At 52.7% G+C, this 20,192-nt stretch carries 17 protein-coding genes; 10 read left to right on the plus strand and 7 right to left on the minus strand.

What is annotated here, in order from left to right:
• Positions 1–14: 14 nt before the first annotated feature.
• On the minus strand, positions 15–2,678 hold the full coding sequence (gene aceE / locus MRY16398_RS23995) for a pyruvate dehydrogenase (acetyl-transferring), homodimeric type (RefSeq protein WP_039078391.1): 2,664 nt from the start codon (positions 2,676–2,678) through the stop codon (positions 15–17).
• 285 nt (positions 2,679–2,963) lie between these two features.
• Positions 2,964–3,728, minus strand: coding sequence for a pyruvate dehydrogenase complex transcriptional repressor PdhR (pdhR, locus tag MRY16398_RS24000; protein WP_039078390.1), 765 nt, complete (start codon positions 3,726–3,728; stop codon positions 2,964–2,966).
• A gap of 534 nt (positions 3,729–4,262) precedes the next feature.
• Here pdhR and aroP point away from each other — a divergent pair.
• The 3 genes from aroP to MRY16398_RS24015 all read left to right on the plus strand — a co-directional run bounded on the left by aroP (position 4,263) and on the right by MRY16398_RS24015 (position 8,159).
• A complete protein-coding gene (aroP, locus tag MRY16398_RS24005; protein WP_107224044.1) occupies positions 4,263–5,636 on the plus strand; it encodes an aromatic amino acid transporter AroP in 1,374 nt (457 codons plus the stop codon).
• A gap of 169 nt (positions 5,637–5,805) precedes the next feature.
• Positions 5,806–7,212, plus strand: coding sequence for a glycoside-pentoside-hexuronide (GPH):cation symporter (locus MRY16398_RS24010; protein ID WP_125125324.1), 1,407 nt, complete (start codon positions 5,806–5,808; stop codon positions 7,210–7,212).
• Positions 7,209–8,159 carry a glycoside hydrolase family 43 protein gene (locus tag MRY16398_RS24015; RefSeq protein ID WP_125125325.1) on the plus strand — a complete coding sequence of 317 codons (951 nt, stop codon included), beginning with the start codon at positions 7,209–7,211 and terminating at the stop codon, positions 8,157–8,159. Before MRY16398_RS24010 ends, MRY16398_RS24015 begins: the two co-directional genes overlap by 4 nt.
• A gap of 139 nt (positions 8,160–8,298) precedes the next feature.
• Here MRY16398_RS24015 and ampE read toward each other — a convergent pair whose 3' ends face one another.
• The gene (ampE, locus tag MRY16398_RS24020) at positions 8,299–9,153 is read right to left on the minus strand and encodes a beta-lactamase regulator AmpE (protein WP_125125326.1); all 855 of its coding nucleotides are present in this window, start codon (positions 9,151–9,153) and stop codon (positions 8,299–8,301) included.
• Positions 9,150–9,713, minus strand: a complete 564-nt coding sequence (ampD, locus tag MRY16398_RS24025) for a 1,6-anhydro-N-acetylmuramyl-L-alanine amidase AmpD (protein ID WP_125125327.1) — start codon at positions 9,711–9,713, stop codon at positions 9,150–9,152. The genes ampE and ampD overlap by 4 nt, the downstream gene beginning before the upstream one ends.
• 142 nt (positions 9,714–9,855) lie before the next feature.
• On the opposite strand from ampD, the gene nadC reads away from it, so the two are divergent.
• The 4 genes from nadC to hofC all read left to right on the plus strand — a co-directional run bounded on the left by nadC (position 9,856) and on the right by hofC (position 14,010).
• Positions 9,856–10,749 (plus strand): carboxylating nicotinate-nucleotide diphosphorylase, encoded by an 894-nt coding sequence (gene nadC, locus MRY16398_RS24030; protein ID WP_125125328.1) that lies wholly within the window; start codon positions 9,856–9,858, stop codon positions 10,747–10,749.
• 235 nt (positions 10,750–10,984) lie between these two features.
• Positions 10,985–11,422, plus strand: coding sequence for a prepilin peptidase-dependent pilin (ppdD, locus tag MRY16398_RS24035; protein ID WP_125125329.1), 438 nt, complete (start codon positions 10,985–10,987; stop codon positions 11,420–11,422).
• A 10-nt stretch (positions 11,423–11,432) separates the two neighbouring features.
• On the plus strand, positions 11,433–12,818 hold the full coding sequence (gene gspE / locus MRY16398_RS24040) for a type II secretion system protein GspE (protein ID WP_125125330.1): 1,386 nt from the start codon (positions 11,433–11,435) through the stop codon (positions 12,816–12,818).
• A complete protein-coding gene (hofC, locus tag MRY16398_RS24045; RefSeq protein ID WP_125125331.1) occupies positions 12,808–14,010 on the plus strand; it encodes a protein transport protein HofC in 1,203 nt (400 codons plus the stop codon). Before gspE ends, hofC begins: the two co-directional genes overlap by 11 nt.
• A gap of 32 nt (positions 14,011–14,042) precedes the next feature.
• On the opposite strand, the gene MRY16398_RS24050 is transcribed toward hofC, so the two are convergent.
• Complete coding sequence (locus tag MRY16398_RS24050; RefSeq protein WP_108702033.1) at positions 14,043–15,086, minus strand: GMP reductase; 1,044 nt, start codon at positions 15,084–15,086, stop codon at positions 14,043–14,045.
• 329 nt (positions 15,087–15,415) lie between these two features.
• Between MRY16398_RS24050 and coaE the strand changes: the two genes are divergently transcribed.
• Genes coaE through yacG form a run of 3 tightly spaced genes read left to right on the plus strand, consistent with a single transcriptional unit; the run spans position 15,416 to position 16,983 of the window.
• Positions 15,416–16,036: a dephospho-CoA kinase gene (gene coaE / locus MRY16398_RS24055; protein ID WP_125125332.1), complete on the plus strand. Its 621-nt coding sequence runs from the start codon at positions 15,416–15,418 to the stop codon at positions 16,034–16,036.
• Entirely contained in the window at positions 16,036–16,779 is a 744-nt protein-coding gene (gene zapD, locus MRY16398_RS24060) for a cell division protein ZapD (protein WP_039078378.1), read from the plus strand. Before coaE ends, zapD begins: the two co-directional genes overlap by 1 nt.
• A gap of 9 nt (positions 16,780–16,788) precedes the next feature.
• Positions 16,789–16,983, plus strand: coding sequence for a DNA gyrase inhibitor YacG (gene yacG / locus MRY16398_RS24065; RefSeq protein ID WP_108702035.1), 195 nt, complete (start codon positions 16,789–16,791; stop codon positions 16,981–16,983).
• 39 nt (positions 16,984–17,022) lie between these two features.
• Here the strand turns inward: yacG and mutT are convergent, their stop codons facing one another.
• Together mutT and secA are read right to left on the minus strand one after the other, a co-directional pair.
• Positions 17,023–17,412 carry an 8-oxo-dGTP diphosphatase MutT gene (mutT, locus tag MRY16398_RS24070; protein ID WP_039078376.1) on the minus strand — a complete coding sequence of 130 codons (390 nt, stop codon included), beginning with the start codon at positions 17,410–17,412 and terminating at the stop codon, positions 17,023–17,025.
• Positions 17,413–17,470: 58 nt separating this feature from the next.
• Positions 17,471–20,176: a preprotein translocase subunit SecA gene (secA, locus tag MRY16398_RS24075; RefSeq protein WP_039078375.1), complete on the minus strand. Its 2,706-nt coding sequence runs from the start codon at positions 20,174–20,176 to the stop codon at positions 17,471–17,473.
• Positions 20,177–20,192 lie beyond the last annotated feature (16 nt).

Below are 20,192 nucleotides of genomic sequence, written 5' to 3' on the forward strand. Positions count from 1 at the left end.
TATCTCTTTACCTCTTACGCCAGACGCGGGTTAACTTTTTCTGCATCGATGTTGAATTTGGTAATTGCTTCCGCAACCACTTTCTTATCGATTTCGCCACGTTTAGCCAGTTCGCCCAGTGCTGCTACAACCACATAAGAAGCATCAACTTCGAAGTGGTGACGCAGGTTTTCACGGCTGTCAGAGCGGCCGAAGCCGTCGGTACCCAGTACACGGTAATCATCAGCCGGTACATAAGTACGAACCTGCTCTGCGAACAGTTTCATATAGTCAGTAGATGCCACAGCCGGCGCATCGTTCATCACCTGAGCGATGTACGGAACGCGCGGGGTTTCCAGCGGGTGCAGCATGTTCCAGCGCTCACAATCCTGGCCATCACGCGCCAGTTCAGTGAAGGAAGTGACGCTATAAACGTCAGAACCAACGCCGTAGTCTTTCGCCAGGATCTGTGCCGCTTCACGCACGTGACGCAGGATAGAACCGGAGCCCAGCAGCTGAACTTTACCTTTGCTACCTTCCAGAGTTTCGAGTTTGTAGATACCTTTACGGATACCTTCCTCGGCACCTGCTGGCATTGCCGGCATATGGTAGTTTTCGTTCAGCGTGGTGATGTAGTAGTACACGTTCTCTTGAGCTTCACCGTACATACGGGTCAGACCATCATGCATGATGACCGCCACTTCGTACGCGTAGGACGGATCGTAAGAGATACAGTTCGGGATAGTCAGAGACTGAATGTGGCTGTGACCATCTTCGTGCTGCAGACCTTCGCCGTTCAGGGTCGTACGACCGGAAGTACCACCTACCAGGAAGCCGCGCGCCTGTTGGTCGCCAGCCTGCCAGCACAGGTCACCGATACGCTGGAACCCGAACATGGAGTAATAGATGTAGAACGGGATCATCGGCAGGTTGTTGGTGCTGTAAGAGGTCGCAGCAGCCAGCCAGGATGCGCCAGCGCCCAGCTCGTTAATACCTTCCTGCAGAATCTGACCTTTTTCGTCTTCTTTGTAGTAAGCAACCTGCTCACGGTCCTGCGGGGTGTACTGCTGGCCGTTCGGGCTGTAAATACCAATCTGACGGAACAGACCTTCCATACCGAAGGTACGTGCTTCGTCAGCGATGATTGGAACCAGACGATCTTTGATCGACTTGTTCTTGAGCATCACGTTCAGGGCACGAACGAAGGCGATAGTGGTAGAAATCTCTTTATTCTGCTCTTCCAGCAGTTGGGAGAAATCTTCCAGCGCAGGCAGTTCCAGCTTCTCGGTGAATTTAGGCTGACGAGCAGGCAGGTAGCCTTTCAGCGCCTGACGACGTTCGTGCAGGTACTTATACTCTTCAGAACCTTCCGGGAAGGTCAGGTAAGACAGGTTTTCAACCTGCTCATCGGTTACTGGAACGTTGAAACGGTCGCGGATATAACGCACGCCGTCCATGTTCATTTTCTTAACCTGGTGCGCGATGTTTTTACCTTCAGCGGTATCGCCCATGCCGTAACCTTTGATGGTGTGGGCCAGGATTACAGTCGCTTTACCTTTGGTTTCACGCGCTTTTTTCAGTGCAGCGTAGACTTTCTTCGGATCGTGACCACCACGGTTCAGGGCCCAGATCTGCTCGTCAGTCCAGTCGGCAACCAGTGCAGCAGTTTCCGGGTATTTACCGAAGAAATGCTCACGGACGTAGGCGCCGTCTTTGGATTTAAAGGTCTGATAGTCGCCGTCAACGGTTTCGTTCATCAGTTGAATCAGTTTACCGCTGGTATCTTTACGCAGCAGCTCATCCCAACGACCGCCCCACATCACTTTGATCACGTTCCAGCCAGCACCTGCGAAGATGCCTTCCAGTTCGTTGATGATCTTGCCGTTACCGGTTACCGGGCCATCAAGACGCTGCAGGTTACAGTTGATGATGAAGCACAGGTTGTCCAGCTTCTCACGGGTAGCGATGGTGATCGCGCCTTTAGATTCCGGTTCGTCCATTTCACCGTCGCCCAGGAAGGCGTAAACGGTCTGCTCAGAGGTATCTTTCAGGCCACGGTGTTCCAGATATTTCAGGAATTTTGCCTGATAGATCGCACCGATAGGGCCCAGACCCATGGATACGGTCGGGAACTGCCAGAATTCCGGCATCAGTTTCGGGTGCGGATAAGAAGACAGGCCTTTGCCATGAACTTCCTGACGGAAGTTGTTCATCTGCTCTTCAGTCAGACGACCTTCCAGGAAGGCACGTGCATAGATGCCCGGAGAGATGTGGCCCTGGAAGTAAACCAGATCGCCGCCGTCTTTCTCGTTGGCTGCACGGAAGAAATGGTTAAAGCACACTTCGTAGACAGTTGCGGAAGACTGGAAGGACGCCATGTGGCCGCCCAGTTCGAGGTCTTTCTTGGAAGCGCGCAGAACCGTCATGATAGCGTTCCAGCGAATTGCCGAGCGAATACGACGTTCCAGCTCCAGATTACCCGGGTATTCCGGTTCGTCTTCAACGGCAATAGTGTTGACATAGTTGCTAGCTCCGGTACCAGCGGCAACTTTCACGCCCCCTTTGCGGGCTTCGGAAAGCAGCTGGTCAATCAGATACTGAGCACGCTCAACACCTTCTTCACGGATTACCGATTCGATCGCCTGTAGCCAGTCGCGAGTTTCAATCGGATCCACGTCATTTTGGAAACGTTCTGACATGGGGGGTATTCCTTATCTATCTAATACGTTGAGTTATCTGGAACCTGTCCCATTGCCCTCTTTGTTCTTCATACCTCAGGTTGTCTCGTTGTTGGCTGCGCTTCCTCGCACCAGCCACATAGTTCACTATGCTGCTGGCGCCTCGCGCATTTGCCGCCGCGATACAACCCGAATTATTTTGAACAACTAAAAGAGCAATAAGACAGGTTCTGCGTTTAGTTGCCGCGCTCTAAATTTTTGGCGCTCTGGTTACAACTCTTCCGGCACAAACTCCACCAGAAAATGCTAATTCTTTCTCTGTTCCAGCCGACGGAGCGAACGTTCACGACGGCTCTGCTCACGGCTGCGGTCCAACAGGATCTCTTCGATAAAAGCCAGGTGGCGATGAGAGGCTTCACGCGCTTCTTCAGGTTCGCCCGCCATAATGGCTGCAAAGATACTGCTGCGATGCTTGCTCACCAGCGGCAGCATCTCGCGGCGCGCGTAGAGCAATTCGAAATTCTCACGAACATTCTGTGCCAACATAGGTTCCATGCAACGAAGCAGATGTAAAAGCACAACATTATGTGCCGCTTCGGTTACAGCGATTTGATATTGCACGACAGCGTTCGATTCCGCGTCGAGGTCGCCGGACTGCTGCGCCAGTTCAATCGCCTGATGCAGTTCGCCAATGCGTACCTTGTCTTCGTCCGTGCTGCGTAATGCGGCGTAATAAGCGGCAATGCCTTCCAGTGCGTGACGCGTCTCGAGCAAATCAAATTGGGATTCGGGATGGTCGGAGAGCAACTCAACGAGCGGATCGCTGAAGCTCTGCCAGAGGCTGCTTTGAACAAACGTACCGCCACCCTGGCGACGCAGCAGAAGCCCTTTCGCTTCGAGGCGCTGGATGGCCTCACGCAGTGAAGGACGTGAAACATCGAACTGTTTGGCCAGTTCGCGTTCTGGAGGCAATTTTTCACCGGGGCGCAAGGTCCCCTCAAGAATCAAAAACTCCAGTTGCTGCTCAATCACATCGGATAGTTTTGGCTGGCGGATTTTGCTGTAGGCCATTGTTCCCTGTCTCTACCATTCGCCCGGAGTAAATTGGTCTTACCAATTTCATATTCGTGACGCTAAAGTAACAAAGTATTCACCTTATGTCCATACAGGTTTTGATTGAAATCAGTAAACACTGCACATTTTAACAACGTTACAGAAATAACGTTTCAAACATGTAACCTTGCACAAATGACTCGTTTACTCCCAAAGAGGCAGTTTTAACTTTATTGAAACGCGCTCATTTAAATTTGAACCGATTCAGTGTGAATAGATTTGCATACCAAAACCAAATAAATGCATAAATAGTCGATTGAGCAAAAAACAGACTGAACCGAGGCGATTTACAAATGGTTTCTTTTTATGCAAGTCGTCATATCCCCTTCATAAAGCAGGTGCAAACGCCAGCGCTTACCACTATTCTGAGCTTCACGAAAGGGATGAGTGCAAATTCACGTCAGCATTTCGTAAATAAAAAAATACAATAAATGGAATTTCTCCCTTACACGCAGACAACAGCGTAGACATAATAACCACACACGAGGTTTCATGATGGAAGGTCAACAGCACGGCGATCAGCTTAAGCGCGGCCTTAAGAACCGCCATATTCAGCTTATCGCGCTGGGCGGCGCTATCGGGACTGGCCTGTTTCTGGGCAGCGCGTCAGTCATTAATTCTGCAGGGCCAGGGATTATCCTGGGTTATGCCATTGCGGGTTTCATTGCTTTTCTGATTATGCGCCAGTTGGGCGAGATGGTCGTTGAGGAGCCGGTTGCAGGCTCATTCAGCCACTTCGCGTACAAATACTGGGGTAATTTCGCGGGTTTTGCCTCCGGCTGGAACTACTGGGTACTGTATGTGCTGGTTGCGATGGCGGAACTCACCGCCGTTGGTAAATATATCCAGTTCTGGTGGCCAGAAATCCCAACCTGGGTCTCTGCAGCGGCCTTCTTCGTTATTATCAACGCCATTAACCTCACCAACGTTAAAGTGTTTGGTGAGATGGAGTTCTGGTTCGCCATTATTAAAGTGGTTGCTGTAGTGGCGATGATCCTGTTCGGCGGCTGGTTACTGTTCAGCGGCAGCGCAGGTCCACAGGCGACAGTACGCAACCTGTGGGAGCAAGGCGGTTTCTTGCCACACGGTATCTCAGGCCTGGTAATGATGATGGCTATCATCATGTTCTCCTTTGGTGGCCTTGAGCTGGTAGGGATTACGGCTGCAGAAGCGGACAACCCGGAGCAGAGCATTCCAAAAGCGACCAACCAGGTTATCTACCGCATCCTGATCTTCTATGTGGGCTCACTGGCTGTCCTGCTTTCTCTGCTGCCGTGGACGCGCGTCACCGCGGATACCAGCCCGTTCGTATTGATTTTCCATGAGCTGGGTGACACCTTCGTGGCGAATGCATTGAACATCGTCGTGCTGACTGCCGCGCTGTCGGTTTACAACAGTTGCGTATACTGTAACAGCCGTATGCTGTTCGGCCTCGCACAGCAGGGGAACGCGCCAAAAGCGCTGCTCTCCGTCGATAAACGTGGTGTTCCGGTTAATACCATTCTGGTTTCCGCTGTGGTCACTGCGCTGTGCGTACTGATCAACTATATGGCGCCTGAATCGGCATTTGGCCTGCTGATGGCACTGGTGGTTTCTGCCCTGGTCATCAACTGGGCGATGATTAGCCTGGCGCATATGAAGTTCCGAAAAGCCAAACAGCAGCAGGGCGTGACGCCGCGTTTCCCGGCGCTGTTGTACCCGTTAGGTAACTGGATTTGCCTGCTGTTTATGGCAGCCGTACTGGTCATTATGCTGATGACTGACGGCATGGCTATCTCCGTCTACCTGATCCCGGTATGGCTGGTCATCCTTGGCGTCGGCTATATGTTTAAAGAGAAAAGTGCAAAAGCGGTGAAAGCGCACTGATTTTGCCTCCTCCCCTCTCCCGCCCGGGAGAGGGTTGTTATTCAATTGTTACCAACCTCACACTTTCCCCTATGTAGCTGTTTTGTCCATGTTCCCGCCAACATCCTGTAACGCAAATTATGTTTAGCGGGCGAATAATTATTCCCACAACTCACTGGGAGTATCGTCGATGGACAACAGTAAACTCTCTGTTAAAGAGAAAATCGGCTATGGGATGGGCGATGCCGGATGCAACATCATCTTTGGCGCCATCATGCTGTTTGTTAATTACTTTTACACGGATATTTTCGGTCTGGCACCTGCACTGGTAGGCGTCTTATTGCTCTCAATTCGCGTGATAGATGCCATCACCGACCCGATCATGGGGGCGATAGCCGACCGCACCCAAAGCAAGTACGGACGTTTTCGTCCATGGCTTTTGTGGATAGCCTTGCCCTATGCCGTGTTCAGCGTGCTGATGTTTACCACACCGGACTGGACCTACCATAGCAAAGTTATCTATGCCTTTATTACCTACTTCCTGCTCTCACTGACCTACACTGCGATCAACATCCCCTACTGCTCGTTAGGCGGCGTGATAACCAACGATCCAAAAGAGCGTGTGGCCTGCCAGTCTTATCGTTTTGTGATGGTAGGGATTGCCACCCTGCTGCTGTCGCTGACGTTACTCCCCATGGCCGAATGGTTTGGTGGCGAAGACAAAGCCAAAGGCTATCAAATGGCGATGACGGTTCTGGCGTTTATCGGCATGTGTATGTTCTTGTTCTGCTTCGCTACAGTTCGCGAGCGTGTGCGCCCGGCGGTCCCAACCAACGACGATATGAAAAAGGACATGAAGGATGTCTGGAAAAACGACCAGTGGGTGCGGATTTTGCTGCTCACGTTGTGTAACGTCTGTCCGGGCTTTATCCGCATGGCCGCCACCATGTACTACGTGACCTGGGTCATGGGGCAAAGCACTCACTTCGCCACTCTCTTTATCAGCCTGGGCGTTGTCGGCATGATGATCGGCAGTATGCTGGCAAAAGTCCTGACCGACCGCTGGTGCAAGCTGAAAGTCTTCTTCTGGACTAACATCGCGCTGGCGATTTTCTCCTGCGCCTTCTACTTCTTCGATCCGAAAGCCACGGTCATGATTGTGGTGCTCTACTTCCTGTTGAATATTCTCCATCAGATCCCTTCCCCGCTGCACTGGTCGCTGATGGCGGATGTGGACGATTATGGCGAGTGGAAAACCGGCAAACGTATCACCGGGATCAGCTTCTCTGGCAACCTGTTTTTCCTGAAAGTGGGGCTGGCGGTTGCTGGTGCGATGGTGGGCTTCTTACTCTCCTGGTACGGTTATGATGCAGGTGCCAAAGCGCAGAGTGCCAGCGCTATCAATGGCATCATGCTGCTGTTTACCGTTATTCCGGGCGTGGGCTATCTGATAACCGCAGGAGTCGTACGCCTGCTGAAAGTGGATCGGGAACTGATGAAAACCATTCAGGCCGACCTGGAAAAACGCCGCGTCAATTATCATGAACTGAGCGAGAGCCAGGGCGTTCCCGTTGGTGAACATGTAAGGAAAGCATAATGAACTGGCCGAATCCCTTTATTGAGCAGCGTGCCGACCCGTATATTTTGCGTCATGATGGCAACTATTATTTTGTGGCCTCAGTCCCGGAATATGACCGGCTGGAAATCCGCCGGGCCAGTACTTTGGAGGGGCTGCGCAAAGCGCAAGGCGTGACCGTCTGGCGTAAACCGGCTACCGGACCAATGAGCGAACTCATCTGGGCGCCTGAGCTCCATTATATCGACGGTAAATGGTATCTCTACTTTGCCGCCACCTGGACGAAGGCGCTGGATGCGCTGAACATGTTCCAGCACCGTATGTTTGTGCTGGAGTGCGCCGATGCCGATCCCCTTAGCGGGGTCTGGCTCGAAAAAGGCCAGGTGAAAACCCCGTTCGACACCTTTGCATTGGACGCCACGACCTTTGTTCACCAGGGTAAACGCTGGTACCTGTGGGCACAGAAATCACCGGAGATTGCCGGTAATTCAAACCTCTATATTGCGGAGATGGAAAACCCCTGGACGTTAAAAGGTGAACCTCTCTTACTGAGCAAGCCGGAGTACGACTGGGAATGCAGGGGTTTTCTGGTAAACGAAGGCCCGGCGGTGCTGTTTCACGGCGACAGATTGTTTATCAGTTACTCTGCCAGCGCCACGGACGAGAACTACTGCATGGGACTGTTGTGGATTGATGTAAACGCTGACCCGCTAGTGGCGGCCAGCTGGCATAAATCACCGCAACCGGTATTCCGAACCAGTTACGAGAACCGGCAATATGGCCCCGGTCATAACAGCTTTACCCAAACCGCGGACGGTAAAGATGTGCTGGTCTACCATGCCCGAAACTATACGGAGATTGAAGGCGACCCGCTTTACGATCCAAACCGCCATACCCGCCTGAAGCTGATTCGCTGGCAAGAAAACGGGATGCCAGACTTCGGCATCCCGCCTGCGGACACGCAATAAATTTATACTCTACATCATTCTGGTTGCAGGAAGGCGGCAAGACAGTAAGCCCCAGGAGCATAGATAACTATGTGACTGGGGGGCGCGACTTCGTCAGCGCATATGCAGCCTGAAGTATGACGAGTATAACGGCACGTGGTTACATCAGCGTGCCGTAAATCGTCAACAGCGCCACCACCACCACCATCACGAACGAGGTTTTTTTGGCCATTGAGACGGCGGCTTTTGGTGTCTCGACTTTATCCATATGCGGCTCGCGGGCCAGCGAGAACTGCGCAAGACACGTTAGTACATGATATTGCGAAGAATGCCGGTCGGTCAGCGAGGCAAACCATGCTGGCAGTGCCTTTTCGCCATGGCCGATCAACGCATAAACCACGCCCGCCAGGCGCACCGGGATCCAGTCCAGCACGTGTAAAATCGCGTCGATTCCGGACTGCTGGCGTTCATTCGGCGTCTGATAGCGAGCCAGCCAGGATTGCCATGCACGCAAAAAGCTGTAGCCAACCAGCGTCACAGGCCCCCATATTCCACCGACGATAAACCAGAACAGCGGTGCCAGATAATAACGAAAGTTGATCCACAAAAGCGCATTTTGCAGCTCACACAGGTACTCCCGTTCATTACAGCCCGGCGGTATACCATGAATCAACGTGAGCTCATTCGCCATGGCATTATGGGCGTGGCTGTCATTACGCGCGGCCGCTTTGAGGTAAGCATGGTAATGCAGACGCACTTTTCCAGCACCGATACACAAAAGCCCCAGCAGGATCCATACCACCAGCAGTGGCACATTGAAAAAGAGCCCCTCCAGCGCCTGCAAAATGAGGAAGGCCACCAGCATGGCGACCACCGCCATCAGGAGCGTTCTCAGCATAGAGTAGTGTTTGACCCGGCGGAACAACACTTCCAGGCGATGATCCAGTTGCCAGTGTTCTCCGAGTTTAAAAAGCCGCTCGGCAATAAGAACCAGCAGCATGGTAAACAGTGTCATGACATCTCCTTATCTGATTCTCCCGCCACCAGCCCGCGAAATCGTGGCCAGTCAAACGCCGGACCGGGATCGGTTTTGCGCTCAGGGGCGATATCGCTGTGCCCGGTCATGTTGCTGGCAATCGAGGGATAAAGCGAAATCAAAGCGTGGGTAACGTTCGCCAGTTGCTGATATTGGGCGTCGGTATAGGGCTGATTGTCTGTGCCTTCCAGCTCAATGCCGATGGAAAAATCATTGCAGCGTTCCCGCCCCTGATAACGCGACACTCCCGCATGCCAGGCTCGCTTATCAAACGGCACATATTGAACGACTTCACCGTCACGACGAATCAGGCAATGTGCGGAGACGCGCAGATGAACGATCTCAGCAAAAAAAGGATGAGCGTCAGGATCCAACTTACCGGTAAACAGCGCATCGATCCACGGTCCGCCAAATTCACCGGGAGGCAGGCTGATATTGTGGACCACGAGCAACGAAGGGGTTTCACCGTCCGGGCGGCAATCAAAATGCGGAGAAGGTACGCGACGCGCATCCGCCAGCCAGCCCTCATTTAACTGCATGCAGGATCTCCTTAATTATGGTGCTCAAACACGCTCTAGAGTAGCATGTTCAGACGCTGTCCGGTCATTGTATGTTGACGAAACGTGCAATGACAGGACACTGTCTAACTTTCTGATTCGTTACCCTTTTTGGAGTTTTATCATGCCGCCTCGCCGTTACAACCCCGATCTTCGACGTGACGCGCTTTTGCAACGCATTGAACTGGACATCCCCGCTGCCGTCGCGCAGGCCCTGCGCGAAGATTTGGGTGGAGAAGTGGATGCGAACAACGATATTACCGCGCAATTATTGCCGCCGGATAACCGCTCTCATGCGGTGATCATTACCCGCGAAAAAGGCGTGTTCTGCGGCAAGCGTTGGGTCGAAGAGGTCTTTATTCAGCTAGCTGGCGACGATGTTCGTGTCACCTGGCATGTCGCCGATGGCGATGCGGTGACGCCAAACCAGCCGTTATTTGAACTGGAAGGCCCCTCACGCGTTCTGCTCACCGGAGAGCGCACGGCGCTTAACTTCGTGCAAACACTGTCGGGTGTTGCCAGCGAAGTAAGCCGCTATGTCGCCTTGCTGGACGGAACCAAAACACAGTTGCTGGATACGCGTAAAACCCTGCCCGGCCTGCGTACCGCGCTGAAATATGCGGTTCTGTGCGGCGGCGGCGCGAATCATCGTCTGGGGCTCTCCGACGCGTTCCTGATTAAAGAAAACCACATTATCGCTGCTGGTTCCGTTCGACAGGCCGTCGAGAAAGCCTTCTGGCTGCATCCTGACGTTCCGGTTGAAGTGGAAGTGGAAACGCTGGAAGAGCTGGATGATGCCCTGAAAGCCGGTGCCGATATCATCATGCTGGACAACTTCGATACGCCGATGATGCGCGAAGCGGTAAAACGCACCAATGGCCATGCGCGTCTGGAAGTTTCCGGCAACGTCACGTTCGAGACTATCCGTGAATTTGCCGAAACGGGCGTCGATTTTATCTCTGTTGGTGCATTAACCAAGCATGTCCACGCGCTGGACCTGTCGATGCGTTTTCGCTGATACCCCATAGCCCGATGGCGTCTCTCTGTCGGGCTTATCCTTCTCTTTTTCCCCTGCAAGGTAAAGCCCTTACGCCATGTTATGACTCGTTTTTCGTAAAACCTCGCAAACCTGTTGTTCAATGCTGCAATCTGCTCAAAAACGGCTGAAGCTCCGTTCCCGTTTCGTTTTTCGACCCTCGCAGGCCATCCCTTATGTTTGCCAAAGTAGCGCCACCTAACTCAAGGAGCGAACAATGGACAAGCAACGAGGCTTCACCCTTATCGAACTGATGGTGGTCATTGGCATTATTGCTATTTTGAGCGCAATCGGCATTCCGGCGTATCAGAACTACCTGCGCAAAGCCGCACTCACCGATATGCTGCAAACCTTTATCCCCTATCGTACGGCCGTTGAGCTATGCGCACTGGAGCGTGGCGGCGTCACAGTTTGCGAGGGTGGCACTAACGGCATCCCTGCCCCCACCACCACCCGCTATGTTTCAACCATGACCATCAGCAAAGGAGTGATTACCCTCACCGGCCAGGAGAGCCTGACGGGCCTGAGCGTAGTCATGACGCCGCAGTGGAATGCGGGCAACGGTATGTCGGGCTGGGCACGTAGCTGCACGGTGGCCGATAACGGCGCGCTGAAACAGGCCTGTGAAGATATCTTCCGTGGAAACAGTAACTAAGGGACAGCCCATGCGCCAGGATAAACTCACCACGCTGTGCAAACGCCACCATGCCTGCCTGCTTAACTGTGATGAAAAGATACTGACCATTGCCGTCGTGGGCGATCCCTCATCGGAACTACTTGAAGCGCTACGTTTCGCGACACAAAAACGCATTGATATCGAATGCTGGACGCAGGAGCAGATGGACAACCATCATCAACAGTCTGTAGAAGCGCAATCTCTCGTCCCCGTAGAGGATTCAGGTTCAGCGGTCGAATTACTTGACCAGACGCTGCAACAGGCGCTTAGCCAGAGGGCATCCGATATCCATTTTGAACCCGCGGAACATACCTATCGCATCCGGCTGCGCGTTGATGGCGTACTGCATGCGCTGCCTCTGATTCCCGGCGCGCTCGCCAACACGCTGACCGCACGACTGAAAGTATTAGGTAATCTGGATATTGCCGAACGCAGGCTGCCGCAAGACGGGCAATTCAGCACCACGCTTAACGGACAGAATGTCTCGTTTCGCATTGCCACCCTGCCGTGCCGACACGGTGAAAAAGTGGTACTGAGGTTGTTACATCAGGTAAGTCAGGCACTCGACCTTCATCAGCTAGGAATGACCCACTCCCAACTGGCGCAATTCCAGCAGGCTTTGAACAAACCCCAGGGATTGCTACTGGTCACCGGCCCCACGGGCAGTGGAAAAACCGTCACCCTCTACAGTGCGTTGCAGGCTCGCAATAAGCCTGAGATCAATCTCTGCAGCGTGGAAGATCCGATTGAGATCCCGCTTACTGGCCTGAATCAGACACAGATTAACCCACGCGCCGGGTTGACCTTCCAGAGTGTATTACGGGCGCTTTTGCGACAGGATCCGGATGTCATTATGGTCGGTGAGATCCGCGATGGCGAAACGGCTGAAATCGCCATTAAGGCCGCGCAAACCGGGCATCTGGTCCTCTCAACACTTCACACCAACTCAACAGCCGAAACACTGGTACGCATCCAGCAAATGGGGGTTGCCCGCTGGATGATCTCCTCCGCGCTCTCGTTGGTTGTCGCACAGCGGCTGGTGCGAAAGTTGTGCCCCCACTGCCACAGCCGGGAGCACGAGAATATTAACCTGCCGACATCACTCTGGCCGCGCCCCTTACCGCGCTGGGTATCAAAGGGCTGTGAGCGTTGTTATCACGGATTTTATGGGCGAGTCGCGCTTTTTGAGGTTCTGGAAGTAGACGGGGAACTGCGTCAGGCTATTGCCAGTGGGCTCCCTGCCAGCGACATTGAAAGGCAATCACGTTCGGCGGGCATGATGACGCTGTTCCAGAACGGCTGTATGGCGGTAGAAAATGGGATCACTACTTTTGAAGAGCTGGTTCGCGTATTGGGTATGCCCAATGGCGACTAAACAACTCTGGCAGTGGGCCGGGCTGGACGATAACGGTGAACGGCACGAAGGCGCTTACTGGGCAGAACAGCGCAGCGATGCACTGTTCGCTTTGCAACAGCAATGCCTTCACCCCCTCTCTCTACGCCGTCGCCCTGTACGCCAGGCACAGTGGCGCGGTGAACACAGTAGCGAGGTTATCCACCAGCTTGCCACATTGCTGCAGGCTGGTCTGACGCTGCCGGATGGCCTGCAGTTGCTGGCCAAACAGCAGCCTTCTGTTCAGTGGCAGGCGCTATTACAGACACTGGCCGAAAACCTGGCACAGGGCGAGACATTCTCTGGTGCACTATCGCGCTGGCCGGAGGTTTTTCCGCCCCTTTACCAGGCAATGATACGAACGGGTGAGCTTACGGGGAAGCTCGATGAGTGCTGCTTTAAACTCGCTGCGCAGCAAAAAACACAGCTTGTCCTGGCGCGGAAAGTGAAAAAAGCGCTGCGTTATCCACTTATTGTGCTGACATTAGCCTTCATCGTAGTACTGGCGATGATCTATTTCGTACTCCCGGAATTTGCCACCATTTACCAGACATTTAACACGCCGTTGCCTGCCCTCACGCGTGGGGTACTTGCGTGTGCGGATATCCTGCAGCAAGCCAGCCTTCCGTTAGCCATTATCAGCCTGCTTCTGGCAATTCTGTTGGGGCGTTTACAGAAACAGTCAGGCTGGCTGCGTTATCAGCAGCGTATTCTGCTGGCGTGCCCGCTGATAGGGCAACTTGTTCTTGGGCAGAAGCTCAGCCAGATCTTTACCGTGCTATCGCTGACGCAGCGTGCTGGCATCGCCTTCTTACAAGGTCTGGAGAGCGTCAAAGAAACGCTCACATGCCCGTGGTGGCGAGATATTGTTGATGCTATACATCAGGACATTACACAGGGTCAGTCGATTTCAGCGGCATTCAGCGCCAGAGGGGTTTTTACGCCACTTTGCATTCAACTGGTCAGTACGGGGGAAGCCTCAGGCGCGCTGGACGCAATGTTATTTAATCTGGCGATGCATCATAGTGAACAGACGCAACATCAGGCCGACGGGCTGGCCTCCATGCTGGAGCCTTTACTGCTGGTTGTGACAGGAATTATTGTCGGCACACTGATCGTGGCCATGTATCTGCCGATTTTTCATCTGGGAGATGCGATGAGTGGAATGGGATGAGACAGGCGCAGCAAACTGCGCCTGTAAACCGATTAAAGGCTATTGAAAACGCGGTTTTCTTGCTCCTGAACGCGGATAAAGGTAGTGCGTTTGGTCAGCTCTTTCAGGCGAGATGCGCCCACATAAGTACAGGCGGAACGCAAGCCACCAAGGATATCGCGCGCGGTATTTTCGACCGGGCCGCGTAGTTTCAACTTAACGGTTTTACCTTCTGCCGCACGGTACTGAGCAACCCCACCAACGTGACGGGTCATCGCCGACTCAGAACTCATACCATAGAAAAGCATGAATTTTTCACCGTTTTCGTCAACCACGGTACCGCCGCTTTCTTCGTGCCCTGCTAACATTCCACCGAGCATGACAAAATCAGCGCCGCCGCCAAAGGCTTTCGCCACATCGCCAGGCACGGTACAGCCGCCATCGCTAACGATTTGACCGCCCAAGCCATGTGCTGCATCGGCACACTCAATCACAGCGGAAAGCTGAGGATAACCGACACCGGTTTTCACACGTGTGGTGCAAACAGAACCCGGGCCGATACCGACTTTGACAATATCCGCACCGGAGAGAATCAGCTCTTCACACATTTCGCCTGTTACTACGTTACCTGCGCAGATCGTTTTGCTCGGCCAGGCTTCACGCGCTTTCGACACAAATTGTACGAAGTGCTCGGAATAACCATTCGCGACATCAATGCAGACGAAATTCAACTGGGAGTGCAGCGCCAGAATTTGTTTGGTTTTTTCAAAGTCAGCATCTGAGGTACCTGTTGATACCATTACATGACGCAATACATCGTCAGATTCGCGCTGAACAAATGCTTTCCAGTCTTCGACAGAATAATGTTTATGTACTGCGGTCAGAATATCGAACGAAGCCAGCGCTTTCGCCATAGCAAAGGTGCCAACGGTATCCATATTGGCTGCAATTACCGGTACGCCAGACCAGTTCTGTCCTGAATGCTTAAAGGTAAACTCGCGTTCCAGCTCAACATCGGAACGGCTTTTGAGGGTAGAGCGTTTAGGGCGGATAAGAACGTCTTTAAAGCCTAATTTCAGATCTTCTTCAATACGCATGTGCGGATTCCTGGGGTTAATGGCGAACAACGCAGACTTGCAAACACACAACTCCAGTGACGCTATCATACGCACTAATCAGGACTCCGCAAGACTGCGAAATTCTCTTTTTTTACGCTACAATCCTATAAATTTACCTGGTGAAAGGGCAAGATTAGCCGCATTTGCGAAAGTTCATCTTGCTCAAATTATAACCTACTGATTCACATGATAAATGCATTATTATTTTTCCGCGTTTCGCTTACTGACGACCTTCGTAAAGCAAACTGGCAAAATTAAAAATGTGTGGGTTATGATTTTTTTTACCGACTATTTTGAGATCAGGCGCTATGGGGTATACGGTCGCGTTAACCGGAGGTATTGGTAGCGGCAAAAGCACGGTCGCTGATGCCTTCGCCCGTTTGGGTGTTGATATTGTCGATGCAGATATTATTGCCCGCCAGGTTGTTGAACCGGGCTCTGTTGCATTACAAGCCATTGCCGAACATTTTGGTTCAGACATCCTCACACCTGAGGGTTCACTGAACCGTCGCTTATTACGCGAACGCATTTTTGCTTCCCCAGCCGAGAAAAACTGGCTCAATGGTTTGCTGCACCCATTAATACATCAGCAAACCCAGCGACAAATTGCCGGGGCTACTTCACCCTATGTGTTGTGGGTTGTTCCTTTGTTGGTTGAAAACCACTTACAGAGCAAAGCCGACCGGGTATTGATTATCGACGTCTCACCAGAGACGCAAATTTTGCGAACGATGCAGCGTGACGGCGTAAGCCGTGAAAATGCTGAGCATATTCTGGCGGCGCAAGCGACACGTGAAGCACGCCTTGCCGTTGCGGATGATATTATTGACAATAATGGCGCACCAGATGCAATTGCATCGGATGTTGCCCGCCTGCATGCGGCTTATCTGAGCTATGCATCACAGGCAGTTTCACAGGAAAACCCTTAATGCAGACCCACGTCCTATTTGAACACCCGCTCAATGAAAAGATGCGCACCTGGCTGCGTATCGAATTCCTGCTCCAGCAACTCACTGCCCGCCTTCCTCTTGCCGATCATGCAGATGCGCTGCATTTCTTCCGCAATGCCGGTGAGTTATTGGATATTTTCGAGCGTGGTGACACACGTACCGAATTGCTTAAAGAGCTGGAACGCCAGCAACGTAAATTAAAAGCCTGGGCCGAAGTGCCTGGTGTTGATCAGGGACGTATCGATGCCATTCGCCAACAGTTAAAAGAGACCAGCACCATGCTGATGGCAGCCCCCCGGATTGGGCAGTTGCTGCGTGAAGACCGTCTCATCGGCCTGGTCCGCCAGCGTCTGAGTATACCGGGCGGCTGTTGCAGCTTTGATTTGCCCACCCTGCATGTCTGGCTGCATTTGCCACAGGTTCAGCGTGACGAGCAGGTGAATATCTGGCTGTCCAGCCTGACGCCACTCAATCATACGTTGTCACTGATTCTGGATTTGATCCGCAACTCAGCTCCGTTCCGTAAGCAAACCAGTCTGAACGGTTTTTACCAGGATAATGGTGAAGATGCCGATCTGCTTCGCCTGCACCTGGATTTAGACAGCCAGTTATTCCCACAGATTTCGGGGCATAAAAGTCGTTTCGCCATTCGTTTCCTGCCGCTCGATAGTGAAAATGGCATCATCCCGGAACGCCTGGATTTCGAACTGGCTTGTTGTTAAGGAGAAATGATGTCAGACGCAACGCGTGTTAATTGCCCGACCTGCGGCAAAAGCGTGATATGGAGCGAAACCAGCCCGTTTCGCCCGTTCTGTTCAAAACGCTGCCAGTTAATAGACCTGGGTGAATGGGCTGCGGAAGAAAAGCGCATCCCGAGTGCAGGGGATCTTTCCGACAGTGACGACTGGAGTGAAGAACAGCAGTAAATGACAAGGTGGCGGGAAGCCCCGCCACACTTTGCGCCATCAGGCGTTTGCCAGTTTTGAGATGACTGGCTCATTAGCGGGTGGGAACTCATCTGCCAGCAGTTGAGTCTGATGGACCCAACGCCCAGGCTGCCCTTCTTTTCCCCACGGTTCCCCTTCCCACTGCTCAACAAGATAAAACCAGAGCGTAATGTGGCGATCCGGGAAGCGATATTCCAGTTTATCGAACAGGCTGGCCGCACCAGCTTTGATACCCACTTCTTCGTGCAGCTCACGGATAACCGCTTGTTCAGGTGTTTCACCTTCTTCGATCTTGCCGCCAGGAAATTCCCATTTATTCGCCATATGCGCATCGGCTGCGCGCTGGGTAATAAAGATTTCTCCCTGTGGATTGCGAATAATTCCGACGGCGATTTGCAGTATTTTCATTGTCGTTACTCCATAAAAAAGGCGCAGATATCTGCGCCTTTCTTTATTTATTCGTGCCTTAGCTCAGACGGCCATGGCACTGTTTGTATTTTTTACCTGACCCGCAAGGACAAGGGTCGTTGCGACCGACTTTACGATCGCCAGTTTGTGCAGCCAGTGCTGCCGCCGCCTCAGATTCATCATCACGGTGGCTAAGTTGCTGCATCTGCGCCAGACGCTCTGCTTCTTCGCGGCGCTGCTGCTCCATTGCTTCAACTTCTTCCGGCATACGTACCTGAACTTTACTCAGGGTGCTGATCACTTCATATTTCAGCGACTCCAGCATCGCGGCGAACATAGAGAAAGATTCGCGCTTGTACTCCTGCTTCGGATCTTTTTGCGCATAGCCACGTAAATGGATCCCCTGACGCAGATAGTCCATCGCCGCCAGGTGCTCTTTCCACAATGAGTCCAGCGTTTGCAGCATGACGCCTTTTTCGAAGTGGCGCATCATCTCCGCGCCAACAACCTCTTCTTTGCGAGCATAGACTTCAACTGCCTGAGCAAGGATACGCTCACGCAGGGTCTCTTCATGCAATTCCGGCTCTTTATCCAGCCACTCAGCAATCGGCAGATCGAGGTCGAAATCATTTTTCAGGCGTTCCTGCAAACCAGGAATATCCCACATTTCTTCCAGCGACTGCGGTGGGATGTGAGCGTCGATAGTCGCTTTGAACACATCCTCACGAATGCTGTTAATGGTCTCGCTCACATCAGAGACATCCAACAGTTCGTTACGCTGGGTGTAGATTGCGCGACGCTGATCGTTCGCCACGTCATCATATTCCAGCAGCTGTTTACGGATATCGAAGTTGCGGCTTTCCACTTTACGTTGCGCGTTGGCAATCGCCTTGGTCACCCATGGGTGTTCAATCGCTTCGCCCGGTTTCATACCCAGTTTACGCATCATGCTCGAAACACGATCGGAGGCAAAAATACGCATCAGCGCATCTTCCATCGACAGGTAGAAGCGGGATGAGCCCGGGTCACCCTGACGACCAGAACGGCCACGCAACTGGTTATCGATACGGCGTGATTCGTGACGCTCGGTACCAATGATATGCAGGCCGCCCGCAGCCAGAACGGCATCATGACGCACCTGCCAGTCCGCTTTGATCTTCGCGATCTGCTCCGGCGTCGGGTCGGTCAGCTCGGCGACTTCTGCCTGCCAGCTACCACCCAACACAATATCGGTACCACGACCAGCCATGTTAGTTGCGATCGTTACCGCTGCGGTATAACCCGCCTGAGCAACGATATCTGCTTCTTTGGCGTGGAATTTCGCGTTCAGTACGTTGTGTTTGATACCCGCTTTCGTCAGCTCATTTGAAACCACTTCGGATTTCTCAATGGAGATCGTACCCACCAGCACCGGCTGGCCTGCGGCGGTACGCTCACGAATATCTTCGATAATCGCCTGAATTTTTTCCGCCTCGGTCATGTAGACCAGATCCGGCATATCTTTACGGATCATCGGACGGTTGGTCGGCACCACCACGGTGTCGAGTTTATAAATAGAACTGAACTCGAATGCTTCGGTATCCGCAGTACCGGTCATCCCCGCCAGTTTCTCGTACAGACGGAAGTAGTTCTGGAAGGTAATAGAAGCCAGCGTCTGGTTTTCGTTCTGAATATCCACACCTTCTTTGGCTTCCACAGCCTGGTGCAGACCATCAGACCAGCGGCGACCCTGCATGGTACGACCAGTGTGTTCATCGACGATAATAACTTCGCCGTCTTTAACAATGTAATCCACGTCACGGGTGAACAAAGCGTGCGCGCGCAGCGCTGCGGTAACATGGTGCATCAGCATAATGTTACCCGGCGAGTACAGTGACTCGCCTTCATCCATGATGCCTTCTTTAACCAGCAGTTCTTCAATCAGCACCAGACCACGTTCGGTCAGGTTAACCTGACGCGCCTTCTCATCAACGGAGAAGTGGCCTTCGCCCTGGAAAGTATCGGAATCTTCCTTCTCCTGACGAATCAGATGCGGGATGATTTTGTTCACTTTTTTGTACATTTCCGAGCTGTCTTCAGCCGGGCCGGAAATGATCAGCGGTGTACGTGCTTCATCAATGAGGATGGAGTCCACCTCATCCACCAGCGCATAATGCAGTTTGCGCTGTACGCGTTCTTCAGGGCTGAACGCCATGTTGTCGCGCAGGTAGTCAAAACCGTATTCGTTGTTAGTACCGTAGGTGATATCTGCGGCATACGCTTCACGCTTCGCCACAGACGGCATCCCCGGCAGGTTGATACCGACGGTCATGCCCAGGAATTCGAACAGCGGACGGTTGTTTTCGGCGTCACGTTGCGCCAGATAGTCGTTCACGGTGACCACGTGGACACCTTTGCCGCTCAGCGCGTTCACATAAGCAGGCAGCGTCGCGGTCAGCGTTTTACCTTCACCGGTACGCATCTCTGCGATGCAGCGTTCATTCAATACCATGCCGCCGAGTAACTGGACGTCGAAGTGGCGCATACCGAAGACACGTTTACTGGCTTCGCGCACGACGGCAAACGCTTCCGGGATCAGGCTTTCAACCGTTTCGCCTTTTTCCAGACGGCCACGAAATTCCGCTGTTTTTGCTTTCAGTTCGTCGTCTGACAGCTTTTCCATTTCCGGCTCCATCGCATTGATGATGCCGACTGCTTTGCGCATACGACGCAGTGTACGATCGTTACGACTACCGAATACTTTTGTTAATAATTTGATAAGCATAATAAAATCTCAAACG

Source organism: Phytobacter sp. MRY16-398 (assembly GCF_003925915.1).
Lineage (GTDB): Bacteria > Pseudomonadota > Gammaproteobacteria > Enterobacterales > Enterobacteriaceae > Phytobacter > Phytobacter diazotrophicus.

Coding starts and splice junctions, on each gene's coding strand:
- coaE (WP_125125332.1), top strand. CDS start 15,416: ATGGGGTATACGGTCGCGTTAACCGGAGGTATTGGTAGCGGCAAAAGC.
- aroP (WP_107224044.1), top strand. CDS start 4,263: ATGATGGAAGGTCAACAGCACGGCGATCAGCTTAAGCGCGGCCTTAAG.
- mutT (WP_039078376.1), bottom strand. CDS start 17,412: ATGAAAATACTGCAAATCGCCGTCGGAATTATTCGCAATCCACAGGGA.
- secA (WP_039078375.1), bottom strand. CDS start 20,176: ATGCTTATCAAATTATTAACAAAAGTATTCGGTAGTCGTAACGATCGT.
- zapD (WP_039078378.1), top strand. CDS start 16,036: ATGCAGACCCACGTCCTATTTGAACACCCGCTCAATGAAAAGATGCGC.
- ampE (WP_125125326.1), bottom strand. CDS start 9,153: ATGACACTGTTTACCATGCTGCTGGTTCTTATTGCCGAGCGGCTTTTT.
- MRY16398_RS24010 (WP_125125324.1), top strand. CDS start 5,806: ATGGACAACAGTAAACTCTCTGTTAAAGAGAAAATCGGCTATGGGATG.
- aceE (WP_039078391.1), bottom strand. CDS start 2,678: ATGTCAGAACGTTTCCAAAATGACGTGGATCCGATTGAAACTCGCGAC.
- nadC (WP_125125328.1), top strand. CDS start 9,856: ATGCCGCCTCGCCGTTACAACCCCGATCTTCGACGTGACGCGCTTTTG.
- yacG (WP_108702035.1), top strand. CDS start 16,789: ATGTCAGACGCAACGCGTGTTAATTGCCCGACCTGCGGCAAAAGCGTG.
- MRY16398_RS24050 (WP_108702033.1), bottom strand. CDS start 15,086: ATGCGTATTGAAGAAGATCTGAAATTAGGCTTTAAAGACGTTCTTATC.
- pdhR (WP_039078390.1), bottom strand. CDS start 3,728: ATGGCCTACAGCAAAATCCGCCAGCCAAAACTATCCGATGTGATTGAG.
- ampD (WP_125125327.1), bottom strand. CDS start 9,713: ATGCAGTTAAATGAGGGCTGGCTGGCGGATGCGCGTCGCGTACCTTCT.
- hofC (WP_125125331.1), top strand. CDS start 12,808: ATGGCGACTAAACAACTCTGGCAGTGGGCCGGGCTGGACGATAACGGT.
- gspE (WP_125125330.1), top strand. CDS start 11,433: ATGCGCCAGGATAAACTCACCACGCTGTGCAAACGCCACCATGCCTGC.
- ppdD (WP_125125329.1), top strand. CDS start 10,985: ATGGACAAGCAACGAGGCTTCACCCTTATCGAACTGATGGTGGTCATT.